At 72.6% G+C, this 18,878-nt stretch carries 17 protein-coding genes; 12 read left to right on the forward strand and 5 right to left on the reverse strand.

Annotated elements, in window-relative coordinates:
- Nucleotides 1–224: 224 nt before the first annotated feature.
- Nucleotides 225–1,997 carry an acetyl/propionyl/methylcrotonyl-CoA carboxylase subunit alpha gene (locus ACFY30_RS02295; protein WP_390843296.1) on the forward strand — a complete coding sequence of 591 codons (1,773 nt, stop codon included), beginning with the start codon at nt 225–227 and terminating at the stop codon, nt 1,995–1,997.
- Between the two features lie 696 nt (nt 1,998–2,693).
- Here ACFY30_RS02295 and ACFY30_RS02300 read toward each other — a convergent pair.
- Nucleotides 2,694–3,659: a DeoR/GlpR family DNA-binding transcription regulator gene (locus tag ACFY30_RS02300; protein WP_390843297.1), complete on the reverse strand. Its 966-nt coding sequence runs from the start codon at nt 3,657–3,659 to the stop codon at nt 2,694–2,696.
- Between the two features lie 178 nt (nt 3,660–3,837).
- Nucleotides 3,838–5,286, reverse strand: a complete 1,449-nt coding sequence (locus tag ACFY30_RS02305; protein ID WP_390843298.1) for an NAD(P)H-quinone dehydrogenase — start codon at nt 5,284–5,286, stop codon at nt 3,838–3,840.
- Between the two features lie 95 nt (nt 5,287–5,381).
- On the opposite strand from ACFY30_RS02305, the gene ACFY30_RS02310 reads away from it, so the two are divergent.
- The 4 genes from ACFY30_RS02310 to ACFY30_RS02325 all read left to right on the forward strand — a co-directional run bounded on the left by ACFY30_RS02310 (nt 5,382) and on the right by ACFY30_RS02325 (nt 8,923).
- Nucleotides 5,382–5,828, forward strand: coding sequence for a gamma-glutamylcyclotransferase (locus ACFY30_RS02310; protein ID WP_390658350.1), 447 nt, complete (start codon nt 5,382–5,384; stop codon nt 5,826–5,828).
- Nucleotides 5,829–5,843: 15 nt separating this feature from the next.
- Nucleotides 5,844–6,140 (forward strand): type II toxin-antitoxin system RelE/ParE family toxin, encoded by a 297-nt coding sequence (locus ACFY30_RS02315; protein ID WP_390843299.1) that lies wholly within the window; start codon nt 5,844–5,846, stop codon nt 6,138–6,140.
- Between the two features lie 189 nt (nt 6,141–6,329).
- Nucleotides 6,330–7,154 (forward strand): purine-nucleoside phosphorylase, encoded by an 825-nt coding sequence (locus ACFY30_RS02320; RefSeq protein WP_390658348.1) that lies wholly within the window; start codon nt 6,330–6,332, stop codon nt 7,152–7,154.
- A 137-nt stretch (nt 7,155–7,291) separates the two neighbouring features.
- Complete coding sequence (locus ACFY30_RS02325; RefSeq protein WP_390843300.1) at nt 7,292–8,923, forward strand: phospho-sugar mutase; 1,632 nt, start codon at nt 7,292–7,294, stop codon at nt 8,921–8,923.
- A 139-nt stretch (nt 8,924–9,062) separates the two neighbouring features.
- Here the strand turns inward: ACFY30_RS02325 and ACFY30_RS02330 are convergent, their stop codons facing one another.
- Nucleotides 9,063–9,776, reverse strand: coding sequence for a PH domain-containing protein (locus ACFY30_RS02330; protein WP_390843301.1), 714 nt, complete (start codon nt 9,774–9,776; stop codon nt 9,063–9,065).
- A gap of 134 nt (nt 9,777–9,910) precedes the next feature.
- Here ACFY30_RS02330 and deoC point away from each other — a divergent pair, with 134 nt between their 5' ends.
- From deoC to ACFY30_RS02345, 3 genes are read left to right on the forward strand one after another with little or no spacing between them, the layout of a single operon-like run.
- The gene (deoC, locus tag ACFY30_RS02335; protein ID WP_390843679.1) at nt 9,911–10,870 is read left to right on the forward strand and encodes a deoxyribose-phosphate aldolase; all 960 of its coding nucleotides are present in this window, start codon (nt 9,911–9,913) and stop codon (nt 10,868–10,870) included.
- 5 nt (nt 10,871–10,875) lie between these two features.
- On the forward strand, nt 10,876–12,312 hold the full coding sequence (locus ACFY30_RS02340; RefSeq protein WP_390843302.1) for an aldehyde dehydrogenase family protein: 1,437 nt from the start codon (nt 10,876–10,878) through the stop codon (nt 12,310–12,312).
- Nucleotides 12,305–13,213 carry an aldehyde dehydrogenase family protein gene (locus ACFY30_RS02345; protein WP_390843303.1) on the forward strand — a complete coding sequence of 303 codons (909 nt, stop codon included), beginning with the start codon at nt 12,305–12,307 and terminating at the stop codon, nt 13,211–13,213. Before ACFY30_RS02340 ends, ACFY30_RS02345 begins: the two co-directional genes overlap by 8 nt.
- 121 nt (nt 13,214–13,334) lie before the next feature.
- On the opposite strand, the gene ACFY30_RS02350 is transcribed toward ACFY30_RS02345, so the two are convergent.
- Nucleotides 13,335–13,742, reverse strand: a complete 408-nt coding sequence (locus ACFY30_RS02350; RefSeq protein ID WP_390843304.1) for a hypothetical protein — start codon at nt 13,740–13,742, stop codon at nt 13,335–13,337.
- A 59-nt stretch (nt 13,743–13,801) separates the two neighbouring features.
- On the opposite strand from ACFY30_RS02350, the gene ACFY30_RS02355 reads away from it, so the two are divergent.
- Nucleotides 13,802–14,509 carry a uridine kinase gene (locus ACFY30_RS02355; RefSeq protein ID WP_390843305.1) on the forward strand — a complete coding sequence of 236 codons (708 nt, stop codon included), beginning with the start codon at nt 13,802–13,804 and terminating at the stop codon, nt 14,507–14,509.
- 244 nt (nt 14,510–14,753) lie between these two features.
- Here ACFY30_RS02355 and ACFY30_RS02360 read toward each other — a convergent pair whose 3' ends face one another.
- The gene (locus tag ACFY30_RS02360; RefSeq protein WP_390843306.1) at nt 14,754–15,500 is read right to left on the reverse strand and encodes a SigE family RNA polymerase sigma factor; all 747 of its coding nucleotides are present in this window, start codon (nt 15,498–15,500) and stop codon (nt 14,754–14,756) included.
- A 431-nt stretch (nt 15,501–15,931) separates the two neighbouring features.
- On the opposite strand from ACFY30_RS02360, the gene afsQ1 reads away from it, so the two are divergent.
- Genes afsQ1 through ACFY30_RS02375 form a run of 3 tightly spaced genes read left to right on the forward strand, consistent with a single transcriptional unit; the run spans nt 15,932 to nt 18,782 of the window.
- A complete protein-coding gene (gene afsQ1 / locus ACFY30_RS02365; RefSeq protein WP_390658337.1) occupies nt 15,932–16,609 on the forward strand; it encodes a two-component system response regulator AfsQ1 in 678 nt (225 codons plus the stop codon).
- A complete protein-coding gene (locus tag ACFY30_RS02370; RefSeq protein WP_390843307.1) occupies nt 16,606–18,177 on the forward strand; it encodes an ATP-binding protein in 1,572 nt (523 codons plus the stop codon). Before afsQ1 ends, ACFY30_RS02370 begins: the two co-directional genes overlap by 4 nt.
- Nucleotides 18,177–18,782, forward strand: a complete 606-nt coding sequence (locus ACFY30_RS02375; protein WP_390843308.1) for a hypothetical protein — start codon at nt 18,177–18,179, stop codon at nt 18,780–18,782. Before ACFY30_RS02370 ends, ACFY30_RS02375 begins: the two co-directional genes overlap by 1 nt.
- Nucleotides 18,783–18,878 lie beyond the last annotated feature (96 nt).

Raw genomic sequence — 18,878 nt, forward strand, 5'->3', positions numbered from 1 at the left:
AAAGAAACGGAGTGGGCCGCAGCACGCTCTCACAGAGACCTTGACCACACGGGAGGGCTAGGGTTGCCCGGAGGAGTGCTGCGTACGGCGGTACTACAAGGGATTTCACGGTCGAGTGAGCCTCGCATCACGCTCCGTGTGGGCAAGCTCACCTCTGGGGACGGGTCGATGTGTCGTGTCGGCAGTCCCTAAACTCGGCTTGTTTCAAGGAGGGAGCCTCAATCGTGCGCAAGGTGCTCATCGCCAACCGTGGCGAAATCGCAGTCCGCGTGGCCCGGGCGTGCCGGGATGCCGGTATCGCGAGCGTGGCCGTGTACGCCGAGCCGGACCGGGATGCTCTGCATGTCCGGGCAGCGGACGAGGCGTTCGCCCTGGGCGGTGACACTCCGGCGACCAGTTACCTGGACATCGACAAGGTGCTGAACGCCGCGCGCGAGTCGGGCGCGGACGCCATCCATCCGGGCTACGGCTTCCTCTCGGAGAACGCCGAGTTCGCCCAGGCGGTCCTGGACGCGGGTCTGATCTGGATCGGCCCGCCGCCGCAGGCCATCCGCGACCTCGGCGACAAGGTGGCCGCCCGCCACATCGCGCAGCGGGCCGGCGCGCCCCTCGTGGCCGGTACGCCGGACCCGGTGTCCGGCGCGGAAGAAGTCGTCGCCTTCGCGCAGGAGCACGGGCTGCCGATCGCGATCAAGGCCGCCTTCGGTGGCGGCGGCCGCGGCCTGAAGGTCGCCCGGACGCTGGAAGAAGTCCCGGAGCTGTACGAGTCGGCCGTCCGTGAGGCGGTCGCCGCCTTCGGGCGCGGCGAGTGCTTCGTCGAGCGCTACCTCGACAAGCCCCGCCATGTGGAGACGCAGTGCCTGGCCGACCGGCACGGCAACGTCGTGGTGGTCTCCACCCGTGACTGCTCCCTGCAGCGCCGTCACCAGAAGCTCGTCGAGGAGGCCCCTGCGCCGTTCCTGTCCGACGAGCAGGTCGCCGAGCTGTACTCGTCCTCCAAGGCGATCCTGAAGGAGGCCGGCTACGTCGGCGCCGGCACGGTGGAGTTCCTCGTCGGCAACGACGGCACGATCTCCTTCCTGGAGGTCAACACCCGTCTCCAGGTCGAGCATCCGGTGACCGAGGAGGTCGCCGGCATCGACCTGGTGCGCGAGATGTTCCGCATCGCCGACGGCGAGGCGCTCGGCTACGACGACCCGCCGCTGCGCGGTCATTCCTTCGAGTTCCGCATCAACGGCGAGGACCCGGGGCGGGGCTTCCTCCCGGCCCCCGGCACGGTCACCGCGTTCGCCCCGCCGTCGGGCCCGGGCGTGCGCCTGGACGCGGGCGTCGAGTCCGGCTCGGTCATCGGTCCGGCCTGGGACTCCCTGCTGGCCAAGCTGATCGTCACCGGCGCCACCCGCGAGCAGGCGCTGCAGCGGGCCTCCCGCGCCCTGGAGGAGTTCCAGGTCGAGGGCATGGCCACGGCCATCCCGTTCCACCGCGCGGTGGTCAAGGACCCGGCGTTCGCCCCCGAGCTCACCGGCTCCGACCAGCCGTTCACGGTCCACACCCGCTGGATCGAGACCGAGTTCGTCAACGACATCAAGCCCTTCACCTCCCCGGCCGACACCGAGGCGGACGAGGAGACGGGCCGTGAGACGGTCGTCGTCGAGGTCGGCGGCAAGCGCCTGGAGGTCTCCCTCCCGGCCTCGCTCGGCATGACCCTGGCCCGCACCGGCCTCGCCGCCGGCGCCAAGCCCAAGCGCCGGGCGGCCAAGAAGTCCGGCCCCGTCGCCTCCGGCGACACCCTCGCCTCCCCGATGCAGGGCACGATCGTCAAGGTCGCGGTCGAGGAGGGCCAGGAGGTCAAGGAGGGCGACCTGATCGTCGTCCTCGAGGCGATGAAGATGGAGCAGCCGCTGAACGCGCACCGCTCCGGCACCGTCAAGGGCCTCGCGGCCGAGGTGGGCGCGTCCGTCACCTCGGGTGCGGCGATCTGCGAGATCAAGGACTGACACCCGCGCAGAGCGAGCGTCAAGGGCGCCCGGTGAACCGCGACAGCGGCCCACCGGGCGCCTCGCCTTTCCCTGACAACCGTCAGGGGCCCACCGCCCGACACTCCAGCACCGACGACCCACCACACGCGCACCCCTGAACCGGTCAGCGGCGCCGCCCCGACTCCGGGCGCCGGCACCCAGCCGGACACGCCCCCTTGCGCGCGAGTCGGCAGGGGCTCCCGCCACCCCGACTCCGGCGCGCCCGCCCCTGAGGGCGACCGGCAGATGCTCGCGCCGCCCCACTCCCCGATGCCGACGGCGACCGCAGCCGCGCCACCCCTCAGGGACTCCGCCCCGACTCCGGGCGCGACAACCCGCCGCACGCGCACCCCTGAACCGGTCAGCGGCGCCACCCCGACTCCGGGCGCCGGCACCCAGCCGGACACGCCCCCTTGCGCGCGAGTCGGCAGGGGCTCTCGGCGTCCTGGCGCCGACGGCGACCGCAGCCGCGGCAACGGTCAGGGCCTCTGGGCCGCTTCCGGGCGCCTGCGGCCCCACCGCTTCCCCGCCCTTGAAAAACGTCAAGGGCTCTCGACGTCCCGGCTCCGGTGGCCACGCGGCACGGCACCCCCTCGTCCCCTGAGCGGTGGTCCGCAGGGACTCTCGCCATGCCCGGTGCCGGTGTGCGTGGGTGGTGTCGCAGGTGGGGCGGGTTCAGCGGCGGCGGAGGTCGGCGACCCGGGCGCGTTCGGCGCCGGGGGGCTGTTCGCCGAGGACCGCGGCCGCGCGCAGGCCCGCCGCGGCGCCCGGGACCTGGCCCCGGCGCGGTGCGGGGAGCGGCACGTCCCGGCGCTGCTGCTGGGCGCGCGCCGGGACCGTGTCACCCCCCGGGCTTCCGGACGCCCCGGCCACGGCGATCTGCACCCCCTGGTCCGCGAGAGCCTGCAGCTCGGTGGCGGCGCGGTCGTCGTGCGCGGGCGGCTCGTCGGTCACCAGGCGGGTGATGAGGTCCGTGGGCACCGTCTGGAACATGGTGTCGGTGCCGAGCTTGGTGTGGTCCGCGAGCACGACGACCTCGGCGGCCGCCTGGACGAGGGCCCGGTCGACCGACGCCGACAGCATGTTGGACGTGGACAGTCCGCGCTCCGCGGTCAGTCCGCTCCCGGAGAGGAAGGCCCTGGAGACGCGCAGCCCCTGGAGGGACTGTTCGGCTCCGCTGCCCACGAGGGCGTAGTTGGAGCCGCGCAGGGTGCCCCCCGTCATCACGACTTCGACCCTGTTGGCATGGGCCAGCGCCTGGGCCACCAGGAGGGAGTTGGTGACGACCGTCAGTCCGGGCACGCGCGCGAGACGGCGCGCGAGCTCCTGGGTGGTCGTACCGGCCCCGACGACGATGGCCTCGCCCTCTTCGACGAAGCCCGCGGCGAGGTCCGCGATGGCGGTCTTTTCGGCGGTCGCGAGATGGGATTTCTGCGGAAAGCCGGACTCCCGCGTGAACCCGCCCGGCAATACCGCACCGCCGTGCCGGCGGTCGAGGAGTCCTTCTGCCTCCAGTGCGCGCACGTCCCGCCGTACGGTCACTTCGGAGGTCTGGACGACGCGGGCGAGCTCACGGAGCGACACGGCCCCGTTCGCTCGCACCATTTCGAGGATCAATTGGCGACGTTCTGCAGCGAACACGAAACTGACAGTAACGCGGGCGACCGTCTGCTTTCAGCTCTTTACACCGAATAGTCGAAGTTGTTCGCACAGGAGGACGCGAAGTGGTATAGGGCGCAGTTCCGGCGCCCCTGCCGTCCTCAAACCCTCCTGTGCGTCCGTCAACTCACCGTGTACGGCGGGAAGTCGGAACCGGCCGTCAGGCCTCCCCCGCCACCTTGCGCGTGTGCAGCTGCCTGGCCACCTCGGCGATCGACCCCGAAAGGGAGGGGTACACGGTGAACGCGTTCGCGATCTGTTCGACCGTCAGATTGTTGTCGACGGCGATCGAGATGGGGTGAATCAGTTCCGAGGCGCGCGGCGCGACGACCACACCGCCGACGACGATCCCCGTACCGGGCCGGCAGAAGATCTTGACGAAGCCGTCGCGGATGCCCTGCATCTTGGCGCGCGGGTTGCGCAGCAGCGGCAGCTTGACGGCGCGGGCCTCGATCTTGCCCGCGTCGATGTCGGCCTGGGTGTAGCCGACGGTGGCGATCTCGGGGTCGGTGAAGACGTTCGAGGAGACCGTCTTGAGGTTGAGCGGGGCCACCGCGTCGCCGAGGAAGTGGTACATGGCGATACGTCCCTGCATGGCGGCGACGGACGCGAGCGCGAACACCCCGGTCACGTCACCGGCGGCGTACACGCCCGGCGCGGTGGTGCGGGAGACCTTGTCGGTCCAGATGTGCCCGGAGTCGCGCAGCTTGACGCCCGCCTCCTCCAGCCCCAGACCCGCGCTGTTGGGGATGGCGCCGACGGCCATCAGGCAGTGCGAGCCGGTGATGACCCGCCCGTCGGAGAGGGTGACCTCGACGCGGTCGCCGACCCGCTTGGCGGACTCCGCGCGGGAGCGGGCCATGACGTTCATGCCGCGGCGCCGGAAGACGTCCTCCAGGACGGCGGCGGCGTCCGGGTCCTCGCCGGGCAGCACCCGGTCGCGCGAGGACACGAGGGTCACCTTCGACCCGAGGGCCTGGTACGCGCCGGCGAACTCGGCACCGGTGACACCCGAGCCGACCACGATGAGCTCCTCGGGCAGCTCGCCGAGGTCGTAGACCTGGGTCCAGTTCAGGATGCGCTCGCCGTCGGGCTGGGCGTCCGGCAGCTCGCGGGGGTGGCCGCCGGTCGCTATCAGGACGGCGTCGGCGGTGAGGGTCTCCTCGGCGCCGTCGGCCGCGGTGACGACGACCTTGCGGGAGCCGTCCAGGGCCTGCATGCCGTCCAGCCGGCCGCGGCCGCGCAGCACCCGGGCGCCGGCCCGGGTGACGGAGGCGGTGATGTCGTGCGACTGGGCGAGCGCGAGCCGCTTCACCCGCCGGTTGACCTTGCCGAGGTCCACGCCGACGACCCGGGCCGCCTGTTCCAGCGGTGGGGTGTCGTCGGCGACGATGATGCCGAGTTCCTCGTACGACGAGTCGAAGGTCGTCATGACCTCGGCCGTAGCGATAAGGGTCTTCGACGGCACGCAGTCGGTCAGCACCGACGCTCCGCCCAGACCGTCGCAGTCGACGACGGTCACCTCCGCGCCGAGCTGCGCGGCCACCAGGGCCGCCTCATAGCCGCCGGGTCCGCCACCGATGATCACGATCCGAGTCACGTACTCCATTGTCCCGCACCGGCCGCGGTGGTACTCCCCGGGGGGCGGCGGGGGGCTTTCGGTGACGGGAAGGGCGTCTGTTCCGACTGCCGTACCCTCGTCGCATGTCGCTCTACGCCGCGTACGCCGGCAACCTCGACGCGCGGCTGATGACCCGCCGCGCCCCGCACTCGCCCCTGCGCGCGACGGGCTGGCTCAACGGCTGGCGGCTGACCTTCGGCGGCGAGCAGCTCGGCTGGGAGGGCGCGCTGGCGACGGTCGTGGAGGACACCGCGGACCCGGAGGCGCAGGTCTTCGTCGCCCTGTACGACATCGCCCCCATGGACGAGGAGTCCCTGGACCGCTGGGAGGGCGTCGGCCTGGGGATCTACCGCAGGGTCCGGGTACGGGTGCACACCCTGGACGGCGAGACCGGGGCGTGGGCGTACGTGCTCAACGGGTACGAGGGCGGGCTGCCGTCGGCCCGCTACCTCGGGGAGATCGCCGACGCGGCGGAGTCGGCGGGGGCGCCGCACGACTACGTGATGGAGCTGCGGAAGCGACCCTGCTGACCGATCCTGGTGTGCATGAGCGGCGCACGGCACGGCTACGAAGTGCACTACACCGAGCAGGCCGCGGCGGAGCGCGACCGCTTGGACGCCCGGGAGCGCGCCAGGTTCGACAGGGGCATCGACGTACTGGCGCGCGACCCCTACCTGCCGGCGTCCCGGGCGGTGAGCGCCTCGGGCGACGACCGCACGGTCAGGCTCACCCGGCACGTCTTCGCGGAGTACATCGTCAGCCGCGGACGGCTGCTGATCTTCGTCGTCGAGGTCTTCAGCGACGAGGACGTACTCGTACCGGACGAGGGACCGGACACATGACCGGTTCACGGCCGGACATCGGACCGCACACCCGGCCGGGACACGGAGAACCCACAGGCCACGGCCGGGCCGGACACCCGGCCCGGCGCCCGACCGTGCCGCGCGGGATGGAAACGACAAGACAACGATCGCCATCCCGTGGGCTCTGTCATCTACGCGCGTAGGCAAGAACCGGCTACCCTCATCCGCGTGAACGCATCTCTTCTCCCGGACGACATCCAGGGCGACCCCCACGCCGCCGCCGACGCCGCCGCCGCGCGCCTGCGCGAACTGACCGGCGCCGAGACCCACGACGTCGCCCTCGTGATGGGCTCCGGCTGGGCACCCGCGGTGGACGCCCTGGGCGCCCCCGACGCCGAGTTCCCGGTCACCGAGCTGCCCGGCTTCCCGCCGCCGGCGGTCGAGGGCCACGGAGGCAAGATCCGCTCGTACCGCATCGGCGAGAAGCGCGCCCTGGTGTTCCTGGGCCGCACCCACTACTACGAGGGCCGCGGGGTCGCCGCCGTCGCGCACGGTGTCCGCACGGCCGTGTCGGCGGGCTGCAAGACCGTCGTCCTGACCAACGGCTGCGGCGGTCTGCGCGAGGGCATGCGGCCCGGTCAGCCGGTCCTGATCAGCGACCACATCAACCTCACGGCGACCTCCCCGATCATCGGCGCGAACTTCGTCGACCTCACCGACCTGTACTCGCCGCGGCTGCGCGCCCTGTGCAAGGAGATCGACCCCACGCTGGAGGAGGGCGTCTACGCCCAGTTCCCCGGCCCGCACTACGAGACCCCGGCCGAGATCCGGATGGCCCGGGTCATCGGCGCGGACCTGGTCGGCATGTCGACCGTGCTCGAGGCCATCGCGGCCCGTGAGGCGGGCGCCGAGGTGCTGGGCATCTCGCTGGTGACGAACCTCGCCGCGGGGATGACGGGTGAGCCGCTGAACCACGAGGAGGTTCTCCAGGCGGGGCGTGACTCGGCGACGCGCATGGGATCGTTGCTGGCCCAGGTGCTCGGACGGCTGTAGCCCGGTCTCCGGGGCCGTGCCCCCACACCCCCTTCGGCCCTGAGCGGGCCTCGTCCTCAAACGCCGGACGGGCCGGGTGACGCCGGCCCGAGCTGGAAGAGCAACCGGCGCCGACAAGCAACCGGAGGTTCATCCCCGTGCACGACGATCTCCTCGCCCGCGCCCAGACCTGGCTCGCGGAGGATCCCGACCCCGAGACCCGCGCCGAGCTGGGCAAGCTCATCGAGGCGGGGGACGTCGCCGAACTGGCCGCCCGTTTCAGCGGCACCCTCCAGTTCGGCACCGCCGGTCTGCGCGGAGAGCTCGGCGCCGGCCCGATGCGGATGAACCGCTCGGTCGTCATCCGCGCCGCCGCGGGTCTCGCCGGCTACCTCAAGAAGAACGGCGGGACCGGCGGGCTGGTGGTCGTCGGCTACGACGCCCGTCACAAGTCCGCCGACTTCGCCCGTGACACGGCCGCGGTGATGACCGGCGCCGGACTGCGGGCGGCCGTGCTGCCCCGGCCCCTGCCGACACCCGTCCTGGCGTACGCCATAAGGCACCTCGGCGCGGTCGCCGGGGTCGAGGTCACGGCCAGCCACAACCCGCCCCGCGACAACGGCTACAAGGTGTACCTGGGCGACGGTTCGCAGATCGTCCCGCCCGCCGACGCGGAGATCGCCGCCGAGATCGACGCCGTCCGCTCGCTGGACGACGTGCCGCGCCCGGAGTCCGGCTGGGAGACCCTCGACGACACCGTCCTCGACGCCTATCTGGCCCGCACCGACGCCGTCCTCGCCGCGGGCTCGCCCCGGACCGCCCGTACCGTCTACACGGCGATGCACGGCGTCGGCAAGGACGTCCTGCTCGCCGCCTTCGCCCGCGCCGGGTTCCCGGAGCCGGTCCTCGTCGCCGAGCAGGCCGAGCCCGACCCCGACTTCCCGACCGTCGCCTTCCCCAACCCGGAGGAGCCGGGCGCCATGGACCTGGCCTTCGCCGCGGCCCGGGCGACCGGCCCCGATCTGATCGTCGCCAACGACCCGGACGCCGACCGCTGTGCCGTGGCCGTCCCCGACGGCGGCGACTGGCGGATGCTGCGGGGCGACGAGGTCGGCGCGCTGCTCGCCGCCCACCTGGTCCGCAGGGGCGCCCGTGGCACCTTCGCCGAGTCGATCGTCTCGTCCTCGCTGCTCGGCCGGATCGCCGAGAAGGCCGGACTGCCCTACGAGGAGACCCTCACCGGCTTCAAGTGGATCGCCCGCGTCGAGGGCCTGCGCTACGGCTACGAGGAGGCCCTCGGCTACTGCGTGGACCCGGAGGGCGTGCGCGACAAGGACGGCATCACGGCCGCCCTGCTGATCACCGAGCTCGCCTCGCAGCTCAAGGAGGAGGGCCGCACCCTCCTCGACCTCCTGGACGACCTCGCCGTGGAACACGGACTGCACGCCACCGACCAGCTCTCGGTCCGGGTGCAGGACCTGTCCGTCATCGCCGACGCCATGCGCCGGCTGCGGGAACGGCCTCCGGTCTCGCTCGCCGGTCTGGCCGTCACCCGCGCCGAGGACCTCACCCGGGGCACGGACCGGCTGCCGCCGACCGACGGACTGCGGTACACCCTCGAGGGCGCCCGTGTCATCGTCCGCCCCAGCGGCACCGAGCCCAAGCTGAAGTGCTACCTGGAGGTGGTGATCCCGGTGACCGGCCTGACCGCCCTCCCGGCCGCCCGCGCCCGGGCGACCGACCTCCTCGCGTCGATCAAGCGGGACCTGTCGGCAGCAGCGGGCATCTGACCGTAGGCCCCCGCTCCCCGCACCACCCGCCTGCCCCGGCCCACCACGCCGGGGCAGGCCACCACCCCACCGCCCCGAAGACCGCCCCACGCCCCGCGGCGACGCCCCGCACGGCCGGCCCCCCGTCACCCCGCCCGGCTCACCCCACGGCCAGCAGAATTCCCAGCACGACCGCCCCCGCGACCGCCGGTCCGAGGATCTCCCAGGCCCAGCGCACGGTCACGTCCCCCTGCGCGCTCTCCTCCTTCTCGCGCGACTCCCGCAGGGCCCGCATCTCGTCCATGGCCCGGTCGGTCGCGGACCGCACAGGGCCCTCGGAGACCGGCCCGGACGAGCCGCCGAAGCCGCCGAGACCGCCGAAGCCACCCCGGCTTCCCCTGCTTCCCCGGCCGTCGCGCGGCTCACGCGGCGTGCTCCGTTCCGCCGCCGCCCTGGCCTCCCGCCGGGCCGCCGACTTGCGGGCCCGCAGCGACACCGGGACGGCCCACAGCTGGTACTTCTTCCCCGACCGTGCGACGACCTCGTTGGAGTACCCCGACCGCAGCGCCGCGACCTGCCCCCAGGGCAGCACGATCACCCGGAACGGGTTGCGCACCCGCAGCCGGTCCTGGCCCACGTACACGGCGGGCCGCAGGGTGAAGGCGACGGTCAGCGGCACGACGAGGATCAGCGCCGCGAGCGCCAGCCACGGCGTACGCCCCTCGCCCGCGACGATCGCGTCGATGCCGAGCCAGCCGGCGAGGCCCAGCAGCAGCACGCCGCCGGCGATGCCGGCGGACGACCGGTGGACGCGGTCGGCGGGCTCGGAGGCCGGGGGCTGCGGTGCGGAGGGCTGGTCTTCCGGGGTCGTCATGGCCCCGATTCTGCCCGACGCCCCCCGGCCCGCTCATCCGCGGCCCCGGCCGGCGTGACGCGCACGGGGGCGAGCCGGAAAGGGCCGCCGGGGTATACATCCGCTACGCGCGTAGATATGCTCGTCTGGTGACCATGCCCACCAACGCACCCTCCGCAGCGCACACCCTCTCGGACGTCACCTCGTCCGACAGCACGCTGCGCCGCTTCCTCCACGGGCTGCCCGGCGTCGACGCGGTCGGCCTGGAGGCACGCGCCGCCTCGCTCGGCACCCGTTCCATCAAGACGACCGCGAAGGCGTACGCCATCGATCTGGCCATCTCGATGGTCGACCTGACGACGCTGGAAGGCGCGGACACCCCGGGCAAGGTCCGGGCGCTCGGCGCCAAGGCGGTCCGCCCCGACCCGACCGACCGCACCACGCCCACCACGGCCGCGGTCTGCGTCTATCCCGACATGGTGGCCGTCGCCAAGGAGGCCGTCGCCGGCTCCGGCGTGAAGGTCGCCTCCGTCGCCACCGCCTTCCCGGCCGGCCGCGCCGCCCTCCCGGTGAAGCTGGCGGACGTGCGCGACGCGGTCGCCGCGGGTGCCGACGAGATCGACATGGTCATCGACCGCGGGGCGTTCCTCGCGGGCAACTACCTGAAGGTGTACGACGAGATCGTCGCCGTGAAGGAGACCTGCGGGGCGGCCCGTCTCAAGGTCATCTTCGAGACGGGCGAGCTGTCGACGTACGACAACATCCGGCGGGCGAGCTGGCTCGGCATGCTGGCGGGCGCCGACTTCATCAAGACGTCCACCGGCAAGGTCGCCGTCAACGCCACCCCCGCCAACACCCTCCTCATGCTGGAGGCCGTCCGCGACTTCCGCGCCCAGACCGGGGTCCAGGTGGGCGTGAAGCCCGCCGGCGGCATCCGTACCACCAAGGACGCGATCAAATTCCTCGTGCTGGTCAACGAGACGGCCGGCGCGGACTGGCTGGACAACCACTGGTTCCGCTTCGGCGCCTCCTCGCTCCTGAACGACCTGCTGATGCAGCGGCAGAAGCTGGCCACCGGCCGTTACTCCGGCCCCGACTACGTGACGGTGGACTGATCACCATGGCTTCCGTGTTCGAATACGCACCGGCACCCGAGTCCCGCTCGGTCGTCGACATCGCCCCCTCCTACGGCCTCTTCGTCGACGGCGAGTTCGTCGAAGCGGCCGACGGCAAGGTCTTCAAGACCGTCTCGCCGTCCACCGAGGAGGTCCTCTCCGAGATCGCCCAGGCGGGCGAGGCGGACGTCGACCGCGCCGTGAAGGCCGCCCGGAAGGCGTTCGAGAAGTGGTCGGCGCTGCCCGGCTCCGAGCGCGCCAAGTACCTCTTCCGCATCGCCCGCATCATCCAGGAGCGCAGCCGCGAGCTGGCCGTCCTGGAGACGCTGGACAACGGCAAGCCGATCAAGGAGACGCGCGACGCCGACCTCCCGCTGGTCGCCGCGCACTTCTTCTACTACGCGGGCTGGGCGGACAAGCTCGGCCACGCCGGCTTCGGCGCGGACCCCAGGCCGCTGGGCGTGGCCGGCCAGGTCATCCCGTGGAACTTCCCGCTGCTGATGCTGGCGTGGAAGATCGCCCCGGCCCTGGCGACCGGCAACACGGTGGTGCTCAAGCCCGCCGAGACGACCCCCCTGTCGGCCCTCTTCTTCGCGGACATCTGCCGGCAGGCGGGCCTGCCCAAGGGCGTCGTCAACATCCTTCCCGGGTACGGCGACACGGGCGCCGCGCTCGTCGCGCACCCGGACGTGAACAAGGTCGCCTTCACCGGCTCCACGGCCGTCGGCAAGGAGATCGCGAAGACGGTCGCGGGCACCCGCAAGAAGCTCACCCTCGAACTGGGCGGCAAGGGCGCCAACATCGTCTTCGACGACGCCCCGATCGACCAGGCCGTCGAGGGCATCGTGAACGGCATCTTCTTCAACCAGGGCCAGGTCTGCTGCGCGGGCTCCCGTCTCCTGGTCCAGGAGTCGATCCAGGACGAGCTGCTGGACTCCCTGAAGCGCCGCCTGTCCACGCTCCGCCTGGGCGACCCGCTGGACAAGAACACCGACATCGGCGCGATCAACTCCGAGGAGCAGCTCGCGCGGATCACCACCCTCGTCGAGCGGGGCGAGGCGGAGGGCGCCGAGCGCTGGTCCCCCGCCTGCGAACTGCCGGAGAGCGGCTACTGGTTCGCCCCGACGCTCTTCACGAACGTCACCCAGGCCCACGCCGTCGCCCGCGACGAGATCTTCGGCCCGGTGCTGTCGGTCCTCACCTTCCGCACCCCGGACGAGGCCGTCGCCAAGGCCAACAACACGCCGTACGGGCTCTCGGCGGGCATCTGGACGGAGAAGGGTTCCCGGATCCTCGCGGTGGCGAACAGGCTCCGGGCCGGTGTCGTCTGGTCCAACACGTTCAACAAGTTCGACCCGACCTCGCCGTTCGGCGGTTACAAGGAGTCGGGCTTCGGCCGCGAGGGCGGCCGCCACGGCCTGGAGGCGTACCTCGATGTCTGAGAAGACCGAAAAGACCGAACCGCGCCTGTCGGTCTTCAAGACCTACAAGCTGTACGTCGGCGGGAAGTTCCCGCGTTCCGAGAGCGGCCGGGTGTACGAGGTGACGGACTCCAAGGGCAAGTGGCTGGCCAACGCGCCCCTCTCCTCCCGCAAGGACGCCCGTGACGCCGTGGTCGCCGCGCGCAAGGCGTTCGGCGGCTGGTCGGGCGCGACCGCCTACAACCGGGGCCAGATCCTCTACCGCGTCGCGGAGATGCTGGAGGGCCGCCGGGAGCAGTTCGTCCGCGAGGTCGGCGACGCCGAGGGCCTGTCGAAGTCCCGGGCCGCGGCGGTCGTGGACGCCACGATCGACCGCTGGGTCTGGTACGCGGGCTGGACCGACAAGATCGCCCAGGTGGTGGGCGGCGGGAACCCGGTCGCGGGGCCGTACTTCAACCTCTCCTCCCCCGAGCCGACCGGCGTGGTCGCGGTCCTCGCGCCGCAGGAGTCGTCCTTCCTGGGCCTGGTGTCGGTGCTGGCCCCGGTGATCGCCACCGGCAACACGGCCGTGCTGATCGCCAGTGAGCGGTCCCCGCTCCCGGCGCTCTCCCTGGCCGAGGTGCTCGCCACCTCCGACGTCCCCGGCGGTGTCGTCAACGTCCTGTCCGGCCGTACGGCGGAGATCGCCACGCCGCTCGCCGCCCACCAGGACGTCAACGCGATCGATCTCGCGGGCGCCGACGAGGTGCTGGCGAAGGAGCTGGAGATCGCGGCGGCCGAGAACCTGAAGCGCGTCCTTCGTCCACAGCCTGTGGACGACTGGTCGGCGACTCCGGGCACCGACCGCATGACGGCCTTCCTGGAGACGAAGACGGTCTGGCACCCTACGGGTTCGCTGGGCGCCTCCGGCTCCGCCTACTGAGGCCTGCCGGGCCCGCCGCGCCCACCGGGCCCGCGGAAGCCTGGCGCGGTCCGCTGAGACACCGAAGCCGCGCCGCCCCCTGTCCGGGGGCGGCGCGGCTTCGGTCCGCGCGGCGGTGGTGTCAGCCGCCGAACGTCTTCGCGGCATCCCCCAGCACCGGGATCGCCCCGACCGACGGCGCCTGCGCCACCGGCCCGGTGAGCATCTGTGAGGTCAGGGGCTTGAAGTCGGCGAGCTGGGTGCCGACGCCGTTGTCGAGGGGGTCGACGCCGGTGCCCGCGAGGGGGTTGGGCTTGAGGCCCGAGATCGCGCCGACGACGTGGGGCAGGGAGCCCAGGACGCCCTGGGCGGCCGCCTGGGCGTCGGTGCCGGCCGCCGGGGCGGCGTGCGGCCGCGGCGCGTCGCCGACCGGCTCTCCGGTCGCCGCGGCGGCGCTCCCGGCGCCCACGCCCAGCGCCACTGCGGCGGTCGCGAGGGCGGCGAGCGCGCGCCGGCCGGTGGGGGTGCGGGGGGATGCGTGTCGGGCCATCAGTGATGCCACCTTCTGCTGCGCAAGGTAATCGTGTCGAGACGAAGGGTATTTGACGTGTGACGCGCGCTTCAAAGCCGACCCGCGGGGTCGTACGGGGCCCGACGGATGCCTCACACTGGTGTCCCGTGAGCTCCCAACCGCCCATACCCACGCGAGTCGTGCTGCTCTGCGGCCCCTCCGGCTCCGGCAAGTCCCTTCTCGCCGCCCACTCCGGTCTGCCGGTGCTGCGGCTCGACGACTTCTACAAGGAGGGCGACGACCCGACGCTGCCGCTGGTCGCCGGGAGCTCCGACATCGACTGGGACCACCCCGGTTCGTGGGACGCGGACACGGCCGTCGCCGCCATCGTGGAGCTGTGCGGTTCGGGCCGTACGGACGTCCCCGTCTACGACATCTCGCTCAGCGCCCGCACCGGCGTGACGGAGGTCGAGGTCGGGCGGACCCCGCTGTTCATCGCGGAGGGCATCTTCGCCGCCGAGATCGTCGAGCGCTGCCGCGAACTGGGCGTGCTGGCCGACGCGCTGTGTCTGAGCCGCGGCCCGGTCAAGACGTTCCGCCGCCGCTTCCTGCGTGATCTGAAGGAGGGCCGCAAGTCGGTCCCGTTCCTGCTGCGCCGGGGCTGGCGGCTGATGCGGGCGGAGCGCTCCATCGTGGCCCGGCAGACCGCGCTCGGCGCGTACGCCTGCGACCGGGACGAGGCGATGGGCCGGCTGGCGGCCGCGGCGGCGGGCCGCTGCGCGACAACCGCGCGTACGACGGCGTAGGCGACCGGGCTCCCCCCGGCGTCCGGCCGGGATTGCGGCACCCGGCGGAGACACACGAAAGCGGGACTGGACGAACCCCCCGGCCCTCCAGTCCCGCTTCCCCCGTTCCCCCGTGTCCACCCCCCGGTGGTGCTTCCCCCGTGCTGTGCGGTACCGCTCCCCGGACGTCCCCCGTCGGGCCCCCCGGTACCGCTCCCCCGTTTCCCCCGTTGCCGGGCCGGAGCCCGTCGTTCCCCCGTTACCCTCAGGCGACAAGCTCCCCGAAGGCGTCCTCCTCGTCACGGCCGAAGCTGAGGACCTGGTCCTCGCGCAGCCGGCGGAGCGACCGCCAGATGCTCGACTTCACCGTGCCGACACTGATGTCGAGGATCTCCGCGATCTCCGGGTCGGTGCGGCCCTCGTAGTAGCGCAGGACCAGCATCGTCCGCTGGAGTTCGGGCAGCCGGGCCAGCGCCTGCCACAGGACCGCGCGCAGTTCGGTGCCGCGCATCGCGTCCGTGTCGCCGGGCGTCTCCGGCAGTTCCTCGGTCGGGTACTCGTTCAGCTTGCGGCGGCGCCACGCGCTGATGTGCAGGTTGGTCATCGTCCGGCGGAGGTATCCGCCGACCGCGGCCTTGTCACTGATCCGGTCCCACGCCTTGTACGTCGAGAACAGCGCGCTCTGCAGCAGGTCCTCGGCCTCGAAGCGGTCACCGGTGAGGTGGTAGGCGGTGGCGTACAGGGAGGCGCGGCGCTCCTGGACGTAGGCGGTGAACTCCGCCTCGGTCAGCGAGCGACGCTCCCCCGGGTCCTCCCTGTACGCGGCTCCCCCGTGAGCCCCTTCCTTGGTGTCAACCACCGTCATGAACCCGGTGTGCTGACGCCCGGTGCCGCGAGCGCACCCCCGCCCGCTCACGACACCGGACTTCTCGGAACCCCGGCCGACGTTCACGTCGTGGAGACGCGTGACGACTGCGACTGCGCTGGTGCTCTTACCGTGCAGCGTGTTCATCTCGCGCCCCCCGTCGTGGACTTCCGGTGTTTCGGTCTTTGCGTTCTTGCCTGTGCCGAAAAGACTGCCTGGGCCACTTCATCGCCGTGTCCGCCGACTGTCACAGACCTGTCACAGGGGTCCGTCACGGCAACACCACAGATCGTTCACAGGCGTCGGGACTACGGCGGCCGGCCCGGTTCCCGGCCGTCGCCGTGCCGCCGGTGCCGCCCGCCCCGGGGTCTGCCCGGCGGTGCGTGCCGCGGCCGTGGACGGGCCGAAACCGCAGGTCCGCGGAGCGTGGCGGGCCGCGGCGTACACCGTGGCGCCCGCGGGTGCGGGACGCCGCCTGCCCTCCGTACGCCGCCCGCTCAGCCGAAACCGTCCCGCTGCGGCGTCCCACCCGGGCCCACAGGTCGAACGACAGCCCCCTCATGGGCCAGAATGAGCCCGTGCCTTCCCTGTTGCTGATCGAGGACGACGACGCCATCCGTACGGCCCTGGAGCTCTCACTGACGCGCCAGGGGCACCGTGTGGCGACCGCTGCGAGCGGTGAGGACGGTCTGAAGCTGTTGCGCGAGCAGCGGCCGGATCTGATCGTTCTGGACGTGATGCTGCCCGGCATCGACGGTTTCGAGGTGTGCCGGCGCATCCGGCGCACCGACCAGCTGCCGATCATCCTGCTCACCGCGAGGAGTGACGACATCGACGTCGTGGTCGGGCTGGAGTCCGGCGCCGACGACTACGTCGTCAAGCCCGTCCAGGGACGGGTGCTGGACGCCCGGATCCGGGCCGTGCTGCGGCGCGGGGAGCGCGAGTCGAACGACGCGGCGACCTTCGGCAGCCTGGTCATCGACCGCGCGGCGATGACGGTGACGAAGAACGGCGAGGATCTCCAGCTCACCCCGACCGAGCTCAGGCTGCTGCTGGAGCTGAGCCGGCGGCCGGGGCAGGCGCTGTCCCGGCAGCAGCTGCTGCGCCTCGTGTGGGAGCACGACTACCTCGGTGACTCGCGGCTCGTCGACGCGTGTGTGCAGCGGCTGCGCGCCAAGGTCGAGGACGTGCCCTCGTCCCCGACGCTGATCCGTACCGTCCGCGGCGTCGGTTACCGCCTGGACGCCCCTCAGTGACACCGTCGCAAGGGGGGTTCCGCGGCTGGTCCGCGGTGCGCAAGGGTCATCTGTCACGGCTGCGCTTCACCAGCCTGCGGCTGCGTCTCGTCGTCGTCTTCGGGGCGGTGGCGCTGACCGCCGCCGTGTCCGCGTCCGGTATCGCGTACTGGCTCAACCGCGAGGCCGTGCTCGACCGCACCCAGGGCGCGGTGCTGCGGGACTTCGAGCAGGAGATGCAGAACCGGGCGGGCTCGCTGCCCGAGCATCCGACGCAGGACGAGCTGCAGCACACCGCCGGGCAGATGGCCAACAGCAGCCAGCGCTTCAGCGTGCTGCTGGTCGGCGAGGACGCGAGCGGCAGGACCGTGTACGGCAACTCCGGGGGGCTCAACGGCTTCTCGCTGGAGGACGTGCCCGAGTCGCTGCGCACGGCGGTCAACAAGAAGCAGGGCGCCGGCGGCGCCGACGAGTCGCCGTACCACCTCTACTGGCAGCGGGTCGTGGACCACGGGACGCCGTATCTCGTGGCCGGGACGAAGGTGATCGGCGGCGGGCCGACCGGGTACATGCGCAAGTCGCTGGAGCCGGAGGCGGACGACCTCAACTCGCTGGCCTGGTCGCTGGGGATCGCCACCGGGCTCGCGCTGATCGGCGCCGCGCTGCTCGCGCAGGCCGCCGCCACGACCGTGCTGAAGCCGGTGCACCGGCTGGGCGTGGCCGCGCGGCGGCTCGGCGAGGGGCGGCTCGACACCCGGCTCCGGGTGTCGGGCACCGACGAACTCGCCGATCTGTCGCGGACGTTCAACCGGACCGCGGAGGCCCTGGAGAAGCGGGTCGCGGACATGGCCGCGCGGGACGAGGCGTCCCGGCGGTTCGTCGCCGACATGTCGCACGAGCTGCGGACGCCGCTGACCGCGATCACCGCCGTCACGGAGGTGCTGGAGGAGGAGCTGGACGCCGAGTCGGGCAGCATCGACCCGATGATCGAGCCCGCCGTCCGGCTGGTGGTCAGCGAGACCCGGCGGCTCAACGACCTCGTCGAGAACCTGATGGAGGTCACCCGCTTCGACGCCGGTACGGCGCGGCTGGTCCTGGACAACGTCGACGTCGCCGACCAGATCACCTTCTGCATCGACGCGCGCGCGTGGCTGGACGCGGTCGATCTGGACGCCGAGCGCGGCATCCACGCCCGGCTCGACCCGCGCCGCCTGGACGTGATCCTCGCCAACCTCATCGGCAACGCGCTCAAGCACGGCGGTTCCCCGGTGCGGGTGTCGGTGCGCGAGTCGGCCGAGGACGTCGTCATCGCCGTGCGCGACCACGGGCCCGGCATCCCCGAGGAGGTGCTGCCGCACGTCTTCGACCGCTTCTACAAGGCGAGCGCGTCGCGGCCGCGCTCCGACGGCAGCGGGCTCGGCCTGTCCATCGCCCTGGAGAACGCCCACATCCACGGCGGCGAGATCACCGCCGCCAACTCCCCCGAGGGCGGCGCGGTGTTCACGCTGCGGCTGCCGCGGGACGCGTCAGAGCTGGTGGAACAGGGCGAGAAGGCCGAGAAGCCCGTGCAGGGCAAGGGGGACGCCTGATGAACGTACGCCGGTTGCTCGCGCTCCCCCTCCTCGCCGGCCTGCTCACCGGGTGCGGGATCCGGGCCACCGAGGTGCCGACCGACTTCGGGCCGGCGCCGTCCCGGGTGCGCTGCTCGCTCACCGAGCCGGACGTCACGGCGCAGTCCGCGCGCGCGGGGGTGCCGGTGCAGGTGTTCCTGCAGTGCGGCTCGTCGCTGGTGGCCGTCGACCGCTCGGTGCGGGTGGCGGACGGGGCGGCGGACTCGGAGCGGCGTGTGGTGGTGGCGCAGGGCCTGCTCGACCAGCTCGCCGCGTCGCCGTCGGCCGCCGAGAAGGAGGCGGGGTACACCACCGACGTGCGCGGCGGGATGACGGTGAGCGGGCCCGGACCGAAGGATCCGGACGACGCGCTGCGGCTGAGCGTGCCGCCGGGGGACCTGACCTCGTACGCGCTCGCCCAGCTGGTGTGCACCTTCTCCGACTCGGCGGCGGCCGAGGGCGACGGCTCGGTCGTGCTGGGCGGCCCCGGCACCGAGCCGCTGCGCCGCTACGAGTGCACCGACGAGGTCCGTTCCCGGCCGGGCAGCGCCGAGCCGCCGTCGTCGGAGGTCGCGGGCGGCTGACCGGCTCCGGATGTGGCGGACGCCTCACCCGGCGTCCTCAAGCCGTCGTCCGCGCAGGTCACCGTCGGCCGGCGGGGCGGCGGTGACCGGTGTCGC

Source organism: Streptomyces sp. NPDC000345 (genome assembly GCF_042898825.1).
In the GTDB taxonomy this organism is placed as follows: Bacteria; Actinomycetota; Actinomycetes; order Streptomycetales; family Streptomycetaceae; genus Streptomyces.

Coding starts and splice junctions, on each gene's coding strand:
- ACFY30_RS02310 (WP_390658350.1), top strand. CDS start 5,382: ATGTCGCTCTACGCCGCGTACGCCGGCAACCTCGACGCGCGGCTGATG.
- ACFY30_RS02330 (WP_390843301.1), bottom strand. CDS start 9,776: ATGACGACCCCGGAAGACCAGCCCTCCGCACCGCAGCCCCCGGCCTCC.
- ACFY30_RS02345 (WP_390843303.1), top strand. CDS start 12,305: ATGTCTGAGAAGACCGAAAAGACCGAACCGCGCCTGTCGGTCTTCAAG.
- ACFY30_RS02315 (WP_390843299.1), top strand. CDS start 5,844: ATGAGCGGCGCACGGCACGGCTACGAAGTGCACTACACCGAGCAGGCC.
- ACFY30_RS02350 (WP_390843304.1), bottom strand. CDS start 13,742: ATGGCCCGACACGCATCCCCCCGCACCCCCACCGGCCGGCGCGCGCTC.
- ACFY30_RS02375 (WP_390843308.1), top strand. CDS start 18,177: ATGAACGTACGCCGGTTGCTCGCGCTCCCCCTCCTCGCCGGCCTGCTC.
- ACFY30_RS02360 (WP_390843306.1), bottom strand. CDS start 15,500: ATGAACACGCTGCACGGTAAGAGCACCAGCGCAGTCGCAGTCGTCACG.
- ACFY30_RS02340 (WP_390843302.1), top strand. CDS start 10,876: ATGGCTTCCGTGTTCGAATACGCACCGGCACCCGAGTCCCGCTCGGTC.
- ACFY30_RS02305 (WP_390843298.1), bottom strand. CDS start 5,286: ATGGAGTACGTGACTCGGATCGTGATCATCGGTGGCGGACCCGGCGGC.
- deoC (WP_390843679.1), top strand. CDS start 9,911: ATGCCCACCAACGCACCCTCCGCAGCGCACACCCTCTCGGACGTCACC.